Origin of the sequence: Bradyrhizobium hereditatis, assembly GCF_020329435.1 — a bacterium.
Classification (GTDB): domain Bacteria; phylum Pseudomonadota; class Alphaproteobacteria; order Rhizobiales; family Xanthobacteraceae; genus Bradyrhizobium; species Bradyrhizobium hereditatis.
This window is the reverse complement of sequence record NZ_JAGKJK010000007.1, coordinates 154,450-168,225: the sequence shown is the minus strand read 5'-3', so window position 1 is coordinate 168,225 and position 13,776 is coordinate 154,450. Positions and strand designations below refer to the sequence as shown.

At 60.3% G+C, this 13,776-nt stretch carries 15 protein-coding genes; 8 read left to right on the top strand and 7 right to left on the bottom strand.

Annotation, left to right across the window (positions count from 1 at the left end):
• Positions 1-510 precede the first annotated feature (510 nt).
• From J6524_RS18020 to J6524_RS18005, 4 genes are all read right to left on the bottom strand, one after another.
• On the bottom strand, positions 511-1,338 hold the full coding sequence (locus tag J6524_RS18020; protein WP_225672893.1) for a citryl-CoA lyase: 828 nt from the start codon (positions 1,336-1,338) through the stop codon (positions 511-513).
• A gap of 63 nt (positions 1,339-1,401) precedes the next feature.
• The gene (locus J6524_RS18015) at positions 1,402-2,664 is read right to left on the bottom strand and encodes a CaiB/BaiF CoA transferase family protein (RefSeq protein ID WP_225672891.1); all 1,263 of its coding nucleotides are present in this window, start codon (positions 2,662-2,664) and stop codon (positions 1,402-1,404) included.
• A 42-nt stretch (positions 2,665-2,706) separates the two neighbouring features.
• Positions 2,707-2,970, bottom strand: a complete 264-nt coding sequence (locus tag J6524_RS18010; protein WP_225672889.1) for a hypothetical protein — start codon at positions 2,968-2,970, stop codon at positions 2,707-2,709.
• Positions 2,954-3,097, bottom strand: a complete 144-nt coding sequence (locus J6524_RS18005; RefSeq protein ID WP_225672886.1) for a hypothetical protein — start codon at positions 3,095-3,097, stop codon at positions 2,954-2,956. The genes J6524_RS18010 and J6524_RS18005 overlap by 17 nt, the downstream gene beginning before the upstream one ends.
• Positions 3,098-3,129: 32 nt before the next feature.
• On the opposite strand from J6524_RS18005, the gene J6524_RS18000 reads away from it, so the two are divergent.
• Complete coding sequence (locus J6524_RS18000; protein WP_225672884.1) at positions 3,130-3,333, top strand: hypothetical protein; 204 nt, start codon at positions 3,130-3,132, stop codon at positions 3,331-3,333.
• A gap of 128 nt (positions 3,334-3,461) precedes the next feature.
• On the opposite strand, the gene J6524_RS17995 is transcribed toward J6524_RS18000, so the two are convergent.
• Positions 3,462-3,608: a hypothetical protein gene (locus J6524_RS17995; protein ID WP_225672882.1), complete on the bottom strand. Its 147-nt coding sequence runs from the start codon at positions 3,606-3,608 to the stop codon at positions 3,462-3,464.
• On the opposite strand from J6524_RS17995, the gene J6524_RS17990 reads away from it, so the two are divergent.
• Positions 3,546-3,836 (top strand): hypothetical protein, encoded by a 291-nt coding sequence (locus J6524_RS17990; protein ID WP_225673265.1) that lies wholly within the window; start codon positions 3,546-3,548, stop codon positions 3,834-3,836. The two genes, J6524_RS17995 and J6524_RS17990, sit on opposite strands and share 63 nt — an antisense overlap.
• A gap of 47 nt (positions 3,837-3,883) precedes the next feature.
• The gene (locus J6524_RS17985) at positions 3,884-4,573 is read left to right on the top strand and encodes an IclR family transcriptional regulator (protein WP_028348705.1); all 690 of its coding nucleotides are present in this window, start codon (positions 3,884-3,886) and stop codon (positions 4,571-4,573) included.
• Between the two features lie 1,024 nt (positions 4,574-5,597).
• On the opposite strand, the gene J6524_RS17980 is transcribed toward J6524_RS17985, so the two are convergent.
• Both J6524_RS17980 and J6524_RS17975 read right to left on the bottom strand, forming a co-directional pair.
• On the bottom strand, positions 5,598-5,774 hold the full coding sequence (locus J6524_RS17980) for a hypothetical protein (RefSeq protein WP_225672880.1): 177 nt from the start codon (positions 5,772-5,774) through the stop codon (positions 5,598-5,600).
• Between the two features lie 752 nt (positions 5,775-6,526).
• Positions 6,527-7,417: a LysR substrate-binding domain-containing protein gene (locus J6524_RS17975; RefSeq protein WP_225673229.1), complete on the bottom strand. Its 891-nt coding sequence runs from the start codon at positions 7,415-7,417 to the stop codon at positions 6,527-6,529.
• Positions 7,418-7,555: 138 nt separating this feature from the next.
• Here J6524_RS17975 and J6524_RS17970 point away from each other — a divergent pair, with 138 nt between their 5' ends.
• The 5 genes from J6524_RS17970 to J6524_RS17950 all read left to right on the top strand — a co-directional run bounded on the left by J6524_RS17970 (position 7,556) and on the right by J6524_RS17950 (position 13,254).
• A complete protein-coding gene (locus tag J6524_RS17970; RefSeq protein WP_225672878.1) occupies positions 7,556-8,305 on the top strand; it encodes an SDR family NAD(P)-dependent oxidoreductase in 750 nt (249 codons plus the stop codon).
• Between the two features lie 18 nt (positions 8,306-8,323).
• Complete coding sequence (locus J6524_RS17965) at positions 8,324-9,169, top strand: transketolase (protein WP_225672876.1); 846 nt, start codon at positions 8,324-8,326, stop codon at positions 9,167-9,169.
• Positions 9,166-10,176, top strand: a complete 1,011-nt coding sequence (locus J6524_RS17960; protein ID WP_225672874.1) for a transketolase family protein — start codon at positions 9,166-9,168, stop codon at positions 10,174-10,176. The genes J6524_RS17965 and J6524_RS17960 overlap by 4 nt, the downstream gene beginning before the upstream one ends.
• 163 nt (positions 10,177-10,339) lie before the next feature.
• Positions 10,340-11,365: a TRAP transporter substrate-binding protein gene (locus tag J6524_RS17955; RefSeq protein WP_225672872.1), complete on the top strand. Its 1,026-nt coding sequence runs from the start codon at positions 10,340-10,342 to the stop codon at positions 11,363-11,365.
• A gap of 5 nt (positions 11,366-11,370) precedes the next feature.
• The gene (locus J6524_RS17950) at positions 11,371-13,254 is read left to right on the top strand and encodes a TRAP transporter large permease (protein WP_225672870.1); all 1,884 of its coding nucleotides are present in this window, start codon (positions 11,371-11,373) and stop codon (positions 13,252-13,254) included.
• The last annotated feature ends 522 nt before the right edge of the window (positions 13,255-13,776 follow it).

Below are 13,776 nucleotides of genomic sequence, written 5' to 3'. Positions count from 1 at the left end.
CGATGCGCTCAGCCTGGATCACAACCTTTTTGAGCGGCTCACCGATTCAGACGATAAGATCTTAGTCATAGTCTTCGTAACCTTGATCGTTAAAGTAGATGTCGACGATTGAGGCGATACACAGGCCGTTGCGCCCATGAACGACTCGGAATACAGGTGACCGAGTAATGGATTATGCCGCGACCAGCATTAAGCTCGCATGAGCCCATTCATGTAGTCGGCGACCAGAACGTGGCCATCAGCGCAATCTTCAACCCATTCGGCCAACCTCGATTCGATGATCAAGGATCAGAAGCTATCGGGTGCAATGCTGAAGATGCGGCCAAGGGAACATCGACAAGATGAAGATTTCCAGACGCATCGAACGACAGCTCCTCGATGAAGCAGTCAGCCGGGCTTGCCTCCACGGTTGACGTCCGTCCAATCGGAGCGGACTCCGGGCCGGCGAAATTTGGCGGCACGGCTGAAAGGCGCGGGTTTGGATGAGTTGGGGCAGTCCCTCAAGGTAGATCATGGCGCTTCTTTCAGGCTGCGCTTTGGCTGCCCCTGATATTTGTAGGCGAACTGCTTGGGCATTGGCCCTTTATTGCGGTCCTTGCGTCCGGTCTGCTCCCATGCATGCGCCAGGATGCCTACCGCGCGTGACAAGCAGAAGATGCCGCGGGCTAGGGGTGGAGCAAAGCCCAGCTCCGCGTAGATGACTGCAGTGGCTCCATCGACGTTCATCGGGATGAGCTTACCTTTGCGCTCGCGCATGACGCGCTCGATCGCGCGCGCAGCGCTGGCGTAGCGACCGCTGACGGCAGCATCACTGACCGCGGCATCGACTAGTGCGAGCAGCGGGTCAGCGCGCGGGTCGACGGGATGAAACCGGTGACCGAAGCCGGGCAGATATTTGCTTCGCGTGGTGGTGAAATGATCGATTGCCTCAGCGGCAGCCTCATCCATATCCTTGGTCTCGCTCCGTCGTAGGACCTCGTCGTAGAGCTCGATCGCCTGCTCCCCCGCTCCGCCATGCAGGTCGCCGAGCGTGTTGATCGCGGAAGCCATCGCGCCATTGAGCGGCAGCCCACAACTGACAGCCATCTGCGCGATGGCGATAGAAGGTGCATGCGGGCCATGATCCACTGATGCAACCAGTGCAGCCTGCAACAGCCGCTCCTGCGCCGGTGTGGGTAACTCGCCGCGCAGCATCAACCAGATCATTGCGGGGAAGGAAATCTGATCAATCAATTCCTCGATCGTGTATCCGCGATAGGCGATCCGCCCGGGCGCAATGTCGCATATGGAGGTCCGCCACCAATGGGCGGCCTGCTCTCGCAGCTGCGTTTCGCTCATTCTGTTCTCCAATCTCGTCAGGCTATGTCCGGCCGAAGCTTGCTTGGCGCAACTACCTGCCCGTCACGCTGCTCCATCCGTCGCCGGGCGGACCCGCGGAGAATCCGCTCCTCCTTGACGTGCAGTTCCGGCGGCACCGCTTGCGATCAGGTGCTCAATTTCCGGATAGGTATAACCGAGCCGAGCCAGCCATCGCTCTGTGTCCGCACCGAGCGACGGAGGGAGTGCGGGGACAGGAAACGCCTCATCCAACCGAAAACCAGGGCGCGTAATGCGTAATGGTGGTTCGCCAGCCCTGTCGAGCGCAAGCGTCTCGACAAAGCCGCGCTCCAGCAACTGCGGCTCGCGCAAAACTTGCGGAACGGTCAGCACACAGCCAGCGGGAACGCCGGCGGCATTCAACAGTGCCTCCCACTCCTCCGCAGGCCTGCAGCTCAAGGCCGCATTCAACTCATCGCTAAGCGCCCCGCGGTTCATTTTACGTGCTTCGCGCTTAGCGAAGCGCGGATCTGTCTTCAGATCCGGCCGGCCGATCAGATCGCAAAGGGTCCGGTACTGTTTCTGCTCGTTAGCGGCTATATTCAGCGGGCCGGTCGCCGTGCGGAACGTGCCGGAGGGTGCGGCCGTGAAATTCTCGTTCCCCATCGGCCGCGGCTCGACTCCGCCGTTCAGGTGATTGGAAACCACCCATCCCATGGCTGCGATTGTCGCCTCGAGCAGCGACACGTCGATGAACCGGCCCCTGCCCATTTGCTGCTGCTCGACGAGGGCGGCGGAGATGGCAAAGGCGGCCGTTAGCCCGGCGATGGTGTCAGAGATCGGGAAGCCGGTCCGCAGCGGAGCCGTGGCTGCATCACCGGTTATACTCATCGCGCCGGAAAGGCCCTGGACGATCTGGTCGTAGGCCGGGCGGGCGGACCAAGGACCGTTTTGCCCAAAGCCTGAGATCGCACAATAGATGAGCCGCGGGTTGCGCTTGCACAACGCGTCAAAACCGAGACCAAGCCGCTCCATGACCTTGGGCCGGAAGTTTTCGAGAAGGACGTCGGCCTTGGACACCAGCCTGAAAAACACTTCTCTGCCCGCTTCAGACTTCAGATCGAGCGCCACCGACTGCTTACCGGCGTTCACGGCGACGAACGAGAGCCCCTGAAGGCGCTCTGCCCTTTGCGGATCTGCGCCAAGGCGCCGCGCGAGATCGCCTCCATTGGAGTTTTCGATCTTGATAACCTCCGAGCCGAGGCGCGCGAGATGGTAGCCGCAGAACGGGCCTGCCAATACGTTCGAAAGGTCGAGGACACGGATACCGGTGAGCGGCAGGGACATCCGACGAAGCCTTCTTTGCGGTATCTTCGGCCGCTGCGGTCGCTACTTCAGTTGCTGGGCCGCAAGCTCGGCGAAGCGATTGGTGAAGTTTTTGGCTGAAGTCGACAGGATCGTCTCGACCAGCGTTATGCCAACATCGCCCCGGAAATCCGGCGTCGACGTCCACTTCCTCATCCTGCCGACGAGGGTCGACGGCGCCGGAAACAAGGCGTCGATGAGACCTGATCGCACCCCGAGCTCCGAGATCGGGACAAGATCAACAAATATGGCGACTTGCGTGACAACGAGCTTAGTTCCGGTCGGCATAGCTCTTCTCCACTTCAGCGCCAGGCGGCGACCAGATTTCGCGATAGAGCGCGACGAACTCGTCCGTGGTCTGCAGCGCGGAGACGTCCCGGCGATCAGGCAGCGAGATCCTGACCTCGCCGACCACCCGCTTGCAGTCCCCGCGGACGTCACGCCGACTTGGTCAGCCAGCGTGATCGCCTCATCGAGATCATGGGTGATGAAGATCAAGGAGCGGCGCTCGGCCTGCCAGAGATCAAGCAGGATGCGGTGCATCAACCGGCGCGTGTGAACGTCGAGCGCCGAGAAGGTCTCGTCCAGAAGAACAATTCTCGGCTCCGTGATGAGCGTCTGCATCGCCGCGCACTTGCGTTGCCGCCTTGATAGCTGATGCGGATAACGCTGCTCAAACCCCGTCGGGCCGAACCGAGCCTCGGCGCACGCCTCCTCGACTGACTTGCCCTGAAGAACGAGCCGGAGCCCAATGTTGTCCTGCGCGATCTTCCACGGCATTAGGCCCGCCTGTTGGAGCATGTAGCCGGACCGATCATTGAGTCCCGTGAGCGGCTTGCGGAAGATCTGAACGTCTCCGACGAGTGTTTGAAGAGACCTGTGACAGTGTTCAGGATGGTGGACTTGCCGCAACCGGTTGGGCCCACGACCGCAACGAACTCGCGTCGCGTACCTGGAAGTTCATGCTTTTGGCTGCGATGAATGCGCCGAAGCGGATCATCACCTCGCGCAAGTCAGCGGCCAGCGTTGGTGGCCTTCCATTGTCTCGCATTTCAGAACTCGTTCTGTTATGTGCACCCATAGTCCTGCGTGTGAAAAAAGTCAATCTGTTCTGGCGTACAGAACCAACATCCTCCCTACCCGATGGCCTCTAACACCTCAATTTTTATGACGGTTCTACTCTTCAGAACCTGGAGCAGAGATGAGCAAGATAGGAGTTGACGCGGTAAGGAGAGCGCTCGCGATCCTGAAAAGTTTCGACGCGGAGCAGTCTGCGATGACGCTGACGCAGATTGCGGAAATGACAGACCTCTACAAGAGCACAGTGCTCCGATTGGCCTCTTCCTTGGAAGCTGATGGCTTTCTCGTCCGCGGCGCGGACCGGTTGTTTCGACCGGGACCGGAATTGTGGCGTCTTGGGGCGCTCTATCAGCGCGGTCTGGATCTTGGCGAAGTCATCCGGCCATCCCTTCGGCGTCTGGTTGAGGCAACGGGAGAAACTGCATCCTTTTATGTTGCAGATGGCGACGAACGCATCTGTCTTTACCGCGTCAATTCTCCACGTTCAGTTCGACACCACCTCGAAGAAGGCCAGCGATTGCCGATTGATTGCGGCGCCGCCGGTCGAATTCTCACTGCATACCGCGAGCCAACGAACGTAGAAGGGAAGAAGATCCGCGATAGAGGCTTTTATGTTTCGATCGGAGAGCGGGATCCGGAGGTCGCCGCGGCAGCCGTGCCGTTGATGGACGTACACGGCAAACTGAGGGGCGCCCTTTCGCTATCAGCGATCAAGACGCGCTTCGATGCTGTAGCCCGCAAGTCGGCAATCGATGCTCTCAAATCGGAAGCCAAGGCCTTAGCGGGGTTACTGCCCGCAAGCGAATGCTAATCATTGAGGGCGTCCGCTTTGCGCCATTTTGTAAAGAAGCAGACGCGGCTTCGGCCATGGCTAGCAATGTCTTATGGCGCAGCATGAGGCAATCAGGCAGTTCCCGACTGTTCAGAGGCGGAGCAGCCACGTTGAACGATCGACAACAGAGATGATGGAGGCGAATGACATTCACATGCGATTCGATGCGCCCGCCATGCTTCGCAAATGGCCGTCCATAAACAACGAACGTCGTGCAGACAGAAGCACCTATCTGCTGGCGGAAGGCACGCTGGACGACTGCATACGAGAGTTTATGACGAAGCCTGAGGTCACACGTCATCTTTACGAGATCCACACAGCGCCACAGCCTCCGCTCGTAACGGAAATCTTGTTAGCCGATCACATCACGGAACTCGCCAGATTCCGAAGTTTCCTCTGATCGGGATGTTCCTGTCGGCACTTCTGGACCAGGCGAAGGTCAGCCTCAAAATCGGTGCGTCTCAGATCAAGGACAACATTTCCGCTTCGCCCTCGAAAGCAGAGCCGTAGGTCAGTGCCGACTTCGTCCTTGAGACCGGCTAGCCGGAACACTGGCCCTTATTCGAAGCACATGCAGCTGCCCGCTGCGCGTCTTGTGCCGACCGTCCCAGCCACGAACTGTCCCGTCCGCGCGGCGGGTCCTCTGAGTGTCGTCTTCCCATTGCCATGATGGTGGTGGTGCCCATCGCGAGGAGCTGAGGGTGATGATGACGCCGTAGAGGCCTTGCCCTGCCTGCTGAGTCCGCCCGATTGATCAACCAAATCGAACGCGCGGCGAACTCCAGTGCCGTCAGCTGAGTCAGCGCCTTGAGGCAAATCGCGCTGGTCGTTCGTAACTGAAGTGAAATCGCGCGATCTGCCAAAGGGCGACGTTGCGCCCGGGATTTCGTCATCAAATCAGCGTTGTTGCGCCAAAGGGCGATGCGCAAACCACCGACGTTCGGCCAACCAAAACACGCCGCGCGCAAGTTCTACAAAGCGGCGATCGACAGTGGGAAGAAGATCAGGTCACCTCGTAGTCCTGCCAGGTCACCCCGTCGACTCCAGCGGCGGCTTTGCGTTTGAGCGCGTAGAATGCTGCCGAGAGCGTGTCGACGTTGACATGGTGGAGAAGCGCAGTGAACCGCTCCTTCTTCCTTTGCCTTGCGGATTGCCGTACGCGGTTCAGCGCCTGGGTCACGCGCGTCCGGGTCTGCGTCCGGTGGTGCTTTGCTGATACGCGTTCCTCTTGGTCCCTGCCCTTTGCTCCGCCACCTCCGCTGCCGGAGGCCCGGCTTTGTTCGGCGACTTCCCAGCTACTACGGCAGAGTCTGACCTCTCCGGATCGTGCATCGGCGGCTACGGCTCCTCGCCTTCCCGCCGCGGACCGTCCGCCCAAGGGGGCTTTCGGCCGACCCGGAGATCTCCCGGTTCCCGTGCGAGGAGCGTGCGTGCATGCCAGGTTCTTCGACCACGCCGGGTCACCCAAGCGCTTGCGATCACGCTCTTGGGCATGTTGCCTTCCGCTACACAGACAGCGTCGGCACCCGGAATTAGTTTTCTATCGCGGCTCAATGGTTGGCCTGCACGTCCCCTACCGACGCTTCGCCGGCATCCTCGCGGATGCCTGCGCACGGCTTGGGGTCGATGCGGTTCGCTATTCCTTCATCGTAGTGGACTTGCACCACCTACTCCTTGCCGGTCTCCCGGCGCACCTGTGTGAAAAACCGAAGACGCTCAATGGTTATAGAAGAAGTTGTTCGTCCAAGGCCGCATTAGGCCTTCGATTCGCAAGCGCATTCAACTTAGAAATCGATCTGAAGAATGTCATTCTCGTCGCGTTTCGACTTATTGCGTTTTTACACAGCCAGGGTCAGAAGTCGACCTCAGCTCGACGCCATGTCCGCCAAAGCTTTGCGCCGGCATTGACGTGGGCCAGTGGCCGGGCTTGCACTACGCCTTCTTATCGGCCTGCGCGAGTTCAGACGTGATCCATTCCACGAAGGTTCGCAGGGCGCGACGCTGACGGCCCGCGCGAGGGAAGACGAGATGATGGCCGACATAGCGGATGTCGGTGGAGCGACCGGCCAGCGGCGCGATCAGGCGCCCCGATTCCATTTCGCGCTCGGCCAAGCGAGTTGATTCCAAAGTCACGCCAACGCCGCCACATGCCATAGCTATGGCGAGGAAGCTGCGGTCGAATCGCATTCCGTGGATCGCTGGGGCTTCAAGTCCGTTCGCGGTGAACCATTGATGCCACTGAACCTGCTTAACGTCCGAGCGGATCAGCACCTGGCTCAACAGATCCGTTGGCTGGCGAATTCTCTTTGCGATCTGAGGAACGCACAGCGGGGTGACGGTCTCCTCACCAAGTGGGATCGCTTCGAGACCCTCGCCGCGAGGCGAACCGTAGATGATGTCCAGATCGAAATCGTCGTTCGTGAAGCGGGCGTACTCGGTGTTGGCGGCGAGACGAACCTCCAGTTTCGGTTCGGCAGCCAGAAATTTGGTCAGGCGCGGAGCCAGCCATTGCGCTGCGAAACTTGGCGCACAGTGCACCCTCAGGAGCTGCGGCCCGCGACCGGCAACCTCTTCGATGCCGCGTCGCAGATTGTCAAAAGCCGCGCCCGCGTGACGCATCAGGTTTTCGCCCGCGGGCGTTAGACGGACGGAACGGGCACTTCGCTCGAATAGAGTGGTGCTCATCGTGCTTTCCAGCTTGCGGATAGCATGGCTGACTGCGCTCGGCGTCAAATGCAATTCGTCTGCCGCGTCGCTGAACGAGCCAGTGCGCGCAGCCGCTTCGAAGGCTCGGATGGCCGAGATCGGGATACTTGACAGCAACATGCCCATGAGTGAACCAGATTCACATATGCAAGACAACAGTGCGTTTGTCCCTGAAGCGCCTCGGACCTAGGAATGGGATCAAGAGGGCCGGCTGCCTACCGCAGCGCCTGGAAGAATAGACAAAGGGAGGATCGAATGCTGCTTCGCGGCAAAACAGCCATCATTACAGGTGCGGCTTCGCCCCGCGGCATTGGCCTCGCGACGGCCAGACGGTTTGTCGAAGAGGGAGCTCGGGTAGCCATCCTCGATATCGATGGGCCCGCTGCCCAAGCCGCCGCACAAGACCTTGGCGACGCTCATATCGGTGTTGCGTGTGACGTCGCCGACCAGGCTTCTTGCCTGAAGGCAGTCGAAATCGTTGCCGGCGCCTTCGGTCAGATCGACATCTTGATCAACAACGCCGGCATTACCCAGCCGGTCAGATTCCTCGACATCAAGCCGGGCGACTGGGATCTGATCCAGGACGTCAACCTCAAGGGCATACTGTTCCTCTCTCAGGCGGTGATTCCACACATGCAGAAGCGAAAGGCCGGATCGATTGCGTGCATGTCGTCGGTATCAGCCCAGCGCGGCGGCGGCATTTTCGGTGGTCCACACTACTCGGCCGCGAAGGCGGGCGTTCTTGGGCTTGCCAAGGCGATGGCGCGGGAATTCGGTCCCGATGGAATTCGCGTCAACTGCGTCACGCCGGGATTGATCGGCACCGACATCACGTCCGGCAAGCTCACAGAGGATATGCGGGCAAAGATCCTGGAGGGCATTCCGCTCGGAAGGCTCGGGGAAGCGAAGGACGTCGCGGGAATCTACACGTTCCTCGCTTCGGACCTTTCGTCCTACGTCACCGGCGCCGTGATCGACGTCAACGGCGGGATGCTCATTCACTAGGGGGCGATGGAGAGAAGGATGTCCACAAATACGCTTGTCAACGCGCCGACCCTTGCGCAGCGCGCGCGCAACATTCGCCGAAACGCCCTGCGCATGGGCGAAGTTCAAGGCCAGGGTTACATCGCGCAGGCGCTCGACATCTCCGACGTGTTGGCGGTCGCATACTTTCACGCGATGCGCTACCGGCCCGAGGAGCCCACCTGGGAAGATCGCGACCGTTTGCTTCTTTCCAACGGCCACTACGCCATCGCCCTTTATGCCGCACTGATCGAGGCCGGCATCATCCCCCAAACCGAACTCGAGACGTACGGCTTCGACGAAAGCCGTCTTCCGATGTCGGGCATGGCCTCCTACACGCCCGGCATGGAAATGTCCGGCGGGTCCCTGGGGCTCGGACTGAGTATCGCGGTCGGCATGGGCCTCGGATTGAAGCGGAAGGGCTCCAAGAGCCGCGTCTTCACGCTGTTCTCCGACGGAGAACTCGACGAGGGTTCGAAGTGGGAAGCCATGATGTCGGCTGCACACCACAAGCTCGACAATCTGATCGCGATCATCGACGTAAACAACCAGCAGGCCGACGGCCCCTCGAAGCAAATGATGGGATTTGAGCCGCTGGTCGACAAGCTCGAGGCTTTTGGCTGGTTCGTACGCCGGGTTGACGGCAATGACCTCGACGCCGTCGTGGCCGCCTTCGATGCGGCGAGTTCGCACCCCCAACCGCAACCGCGCGTGATCGTCGCTGACACCCTCATGGGAAAGGGAGTTCCATTCCTGGAGCAGCGAGAGAAGAATCATTTCATTCGGGTCGAGGCGCACGAATGGAAGCTGGCGTTGGCAGAACTTGATGCGGGAGACAGGTCATGAAATCAGCAATCTCAGCTACGCCCGGAAAACCGCGGCTCACCACCTCTGCCATGATCGCCTCGATCGCGGCCGAGGGCCAAAAGACGAAGCCTGCACCGTTCGGTCACGCACTGGTCGAGCTGGCGCGGAGCCGCCTCGAGGTCGTGGGACTCACCGCCGACCTCGGCAAGTACACTGATCTGCATATTTTCGCGAGGGAGTTTCCCGATCGCTACTATCAGATGGGTATGGCGGAACAGCTGCTTTACGGTGCAGCTTCAGGCATGGCGGCCGAAGGCTTCATGCCCTTTGCCACGACATATGCGGTGTTCGCTTCGCGCCGGGCGTACGATTTCATCCATCAGACCATCGCGGAAGAAGACCGCAACGTGAAGATCGTCTGCGCCTTGCCCGGCCTCACCTCCGGTTACGGCCCGAGCCACCAGGCGGCGGAAGACCTCGCCCTTTTCCGCGCAATGCCGAACATGACCGTGATCGATCCCTGCGACGCTCTTGAAATCGAACAGATCGTTCCGGCCATCGCGGCCCATCATGGGCCGGTATACATGCGGCTCTTGCGTGGTCAGGTGCCGCTTGTACTGGACGAGTACAACTATCAGTTCAAGCTCGGCAAGGCGTCCCTCATTCGCGACGGTCGGGAAGTCCTGATCATCTCCTCTGGGATCATGACCATGCGTGCGCTGGAAGCCGCAAAGGAACTCGCCGGCGACGGCGTGGATGCGGCCGTGCTGCATGTACCGACCATTAAGCCGCTCGATCACGAAGCGATCTTGCGCGAAGCCGGCAAGCCCGGTCGTCTCGTCGTCGTCGCAGAGAACCATACGATCATCGGCGGCCTTGGAGAGGCGGTTGCAGCATTGTTGATGCGCTCCGGCGTCCATCCGGCTTTCCGCCAGATCGCATTGCCGGACGAGTTTCTTGCCGCCGGGGCACTGCCTACACTGCATGATCGCTACGGCATTTCTACTGCCGAAGTTGCGCGGCAGATCAAGTGGTGGCTGCGCTAAGCACGCAGCGCCATTCGTCAAGTTCGATTGAGGAAACATCGCCTACGCGGCATCGCCGCGGAGAACAATGGCCACTGCCCTGACGGCGGCGTCCGAGAACCGGCCGGAGCTGCAGACAAGTGCAGCTGCCGATGAACCGATTCGTTTCAACAAGGAGGAAGCAATGACCCAACGCAGACCAACTGGCATAACTCGTCGCAAGTTGCTCCTGGCCGGCGCAGCCGTTCCGTTGTGCGCCGTACTCAGCCGCCCCGCTGCGGCGGCGGAGTTTACTTACAAGCTCGCGACCGGGCAGGACCCGACGCATCCGGTGAATGTTCGAGCCAAAGAGGCCGCCGATCGCATCAAGGAAGCGACGGGCGGGCGCCTGGAGATCAATCTCTTTCCGGCCAATCAGCTCGGCTCGGATACCGATTTGCTGACGCAGGTCCGCAACGGTAGCGTCGAGTTCTTCAACCTGTCTTCGCTGATCCTCGCCACCCTCGTGCCGGCCGCCGGGATCGTGAACCTGGGCTTCCTCTTTCCGAACTACGATGCGGTCTGGAGAGCCATGGATGGTGAGCTCGGTGCTTACATCCGGGTGCAGATCGCCAAGACGCCGATCATGACGGTCTCCAAGCCGTGGGACAACGGCTTCCGCCACATCACATCGTCCGGTCGAGAGATCAGGACGCCGGAGGACCTCAAGGGTTTCAAGCTCAGGGTACCTGCCGCCCCCAATCTGACCTCGCTGTTCCTTGCGCTCGGGGCAGGACCGGCGCCGATCAACTTCAACGAGGTCTATTCCGCGTTGCAGACCAAGGTCGTCGACGGTCAGGAAAATCCCCTTCCGATTATCGCGACCGCTCGCCTTTACGAAGTGCAGAAGACCTGCAGCCTGACGGGCCATGTCTGGGACAACTACTGGATCCTCGGCAACAAGCGCGCGTTCCAGAAGCTGCCTCAGGACGTGCAGGCAATCGTGACGCGCGCGTTCGACCGCTCGGCCGAAGATGAACGAGCAGACATCGCGAAGCTCAGTCAGTCGTTGCGTGCCGACTTGACCGCCAAGGGAATGCAATTTCTCGAGGTCGACCGGTCCATCTTCCGCCAGGCGCTGGCGAAGACGAGCTTCTATGCCGACTGGAAAACCAAGTTCGGTGAGGAAGCCTGGGTTCAACTCGAAAAAGCCGCCGGCAAGTTGGGGTGAGCACCATGGAGCACGCACACGTAGACGGAGCGAGACTTGCCCTCCCTGAGCCGACCATCGGGTGGCGTAAGGCCATTGTGGACCTGAACAAAGCTCTCAAGCCTGTCGTCGCCATTCCAGCCGCGCTACTGGTCGTTGCGGAGGTGATCGTCCTTTTTGTAGGCATCATCTCCCGCTACGTACTCCACGCGCCGATCGTCTGGTCCGACGAGCTTGCCGGCATTCTGTTCTTGTGGCTCGCGATGCTGGGCTCGGTTGTCGCCTTCCAGCGAGCCGAGCATATGCGGATGACGGCAATCGTTGGCATGATCCGACCGGAAGCGAGGTTGTTCCTTGACGTCTTCGCTACGGCCGCATCGTTCGTGTTCCTGCTTTTGGTCATTCACCCAGCGTATGAGTTCGCGGCCGACGAGGTGTTTGTGACCACTCCCGCTTTGGGAATAGTCAACACTTGGCGCGCCGCCGCGCTTCCCGTCGGCATTGGCTTGATGTTGATCGTCGCAACTCTGAGATTGGTGGCCACGGCCGATCTCAAGCACCTCCTGGCGGCCGTCGCCGCGGTCGGAGCGCTGATCGGGATTCTCGCACTCTTGGGGCCGGTGTTGAAGCCGCTTGGCAATCTCAACTTGCTGATCTTCTTTGTATTCATCGTTGGAGCGATGGTTTTTGCTGCGGTACCGATTGCTTTCGCGTTCGGCCTTGCCACCATCGGCTACATCTCGCTGACCACGAGCACGCCAGATGTTGTGGTCATCGGCCGCATGGACGAAGGCATGAGCCATCTCATTCTTCTGGCGGTGCCGCTGTTCGTGTTCCTCGGCTTGCTGATCGAAATGACCGGCATGGCCCGCGCCATGGTGGGGTTCCTTGCCAGCCTGCTCGGCCACGTTCGGGGTGGGCTCCAGTATGTGCTGGTCGGTGCGATGTACTTGGTCTCAGGTATTTCAGGATCCAAGGCGGCCGACATGGCGGCAGTAGCCCCCGTGCTTTTCCCCGAAATGACCAAGCGCGGCGCCAAGCGCGGCGACCTCGTCGCACTGTTGGCGGCCACCGGTGCCCAGACCGAGACGATCCCGCCGTCATTGGTGCTGATCACGATCGGATCGGTGACCGGCGTGTCAATCGCGGCCCTGTTCACCGGCGGGTTGCTACCAGCCATCGTGCTCGCAATAGGACTGTGTGCAGTCGTGTGGTGGCGATATCGTCGGGAGGACCTATCGCACGTTCAGCGGGCGACGGGCCGAGAAATTGGTCGTGCGTTCCTGATTGCGATTCCCGCTATCGCCCTTCCTTTTGTGATCCGCGCCGCGGTTGTCGAAGGGGTCGCGACTGCCACCGAGGTCTCGACGATAGGCATCGTCTATTCCATATTGGCTGGGCTTCTCATCTATCGCCAGTTTGACTGGCGTCGCCTCTATCCGATGTTAGTTGAGACCGCGGCTCTCTCCGGCGCGATCCTCTTCATCATCGGTGCGGCGACAGGGATGGCCTGGGCCTTAACCCAGTCGGGTTTCTCGGCGTCGCTTGCGAAGTTCATGACCTCCTTGCCTGGTGGTGTGCCGGTTTTTCTGATCGTCACCATCATTGCCTTCGTCATCCTGGGCAGCGTCCTCGAAGGCATTCCTGCCATCGTGCTCTTTGGCCCGCTGCTCTTCCCCATTGCGCGTCAAGTCGGCGTGCATGAGGTCCACTACGCGATGGTCGTCGTTCTGGCGATGGGAATTGGGCTTTTCGCGCCGCCATTTGGGGTCGGCTACTACGCGGCGTGCGCTATCAGTCGGATTCATCCCGACGAAGGCATGGGTCCGATCGTCGCCTACATAGTGGCCTTGCTCCTCGGCACACTTATAGTGGCTGCAGTGCCATGGATTTCCGTCGGGTTCTTGTAAGTCCGCGAAAAGCTTGAGGTGCGGAGATCGTCCGCACCTTTCCGCGTTCCCTGCAGCTTGGGAAGGATAAAAGGTGAGCTTCGGCGAGCTTGACAGCCTGTTCGAGCAGTTCTTTGCCCTAGTCGAGGCAACGATTCGCCTTCCTCCGGGCACGAAGCGACGCAGCGCGTTCAGGGACATCCGCGACTAGGGATCACGTATCGATCAGATCGCCGTGCAACTCTTGGAACAAAGACCCGACCTGAATTCGGGGCGCCCTCACCCGCGCATCAACGATCGTGCAGGGTTACCGGAGAATGACTCCCGCCGGCAGGCACCACGCCGATCCGCTCAGTGCTAGGAAGATCGAACTCGATGAATCAGGCGCTACTGATCGCCGGCGGCACCACCGATGATGATGATCGTCTGGTGCCGGCCACCATGATCGTGATGCCAGCATCTCGATCGTGCCGGTGATGATCGTCAGCGTGCCGTCGCTTCTACTAGCCCCCGACCTCAGGGAAGATCGACTGCCTGGTCCTC

Excerpts from the sequence above, each read along its gene's own strand:
- J6524_RS18010 (WP_225672889.1), bottom strand. The coding sequence starts at position 2,970 with ATGCCGACCGGAACTAAGCTCGTTGTCACGCAAGTCGCCATATTTGTT.
- J6524_RS17955 (WP_225672872.1), top strand. The coding sequence starts at position 10,340 with ATGACCCAACGCAGACCAACTGGCATAACTCGTCGCAAGTTGCTCCTG.
- J6524_RS18020 (WP_225672893.1), bottom strand. The coding sequence starts at position 1,338 with ATGAGCGAAACGCAGCTGCGAGAGCAGGCCGCCCATTGGTGGCGGACC.
- J6524_RS17985 (WP_028348705.1), top strand. The coding sequence starts at position 3,884 with ATGAGCAAGATAGGAGTTGACGCGGTAAGGAGAGCGCTCGCGATCCTG.
- J6524_RS17970 (WP_225672878.1), top strand. The coding sequence starts at position 7,556 with ATGCTGCTTCGCGGCAAAACAGCCATCATTACAGGTGCGGCTTCGCCC.
- J6524_RS17950 (WP_225672870.1), top strand. The coding sequence starts at position 11,371 with ATGGAGCACGCACACGTAGACGGAGCGAGACTTGCCCTCCCTGAGCCG.
- J6524_RS17965 (WP_225672876.1), top strand. The coding sequence starts at position 8,324 with ATGTCCACAAATACGCTTGTCAACGCGCCGACCCTTGCGCAGCGCGCG.
- J6524_RS18015 (WP_225672891.1), bottom strand. The coding sequence starts at position 2,664 with ATGTCCCTGCCGCTCACCGGTATCCGTGTCCTCGACCTTTCGAACGTA.
- J6524_RS17960 (WP_225672874.1), top strand. The coding sequence starts at position 9,166 with ATGAAATCAGCAATCTCAGCTACGCCCGGAAAACCGCGGCTCACCACC.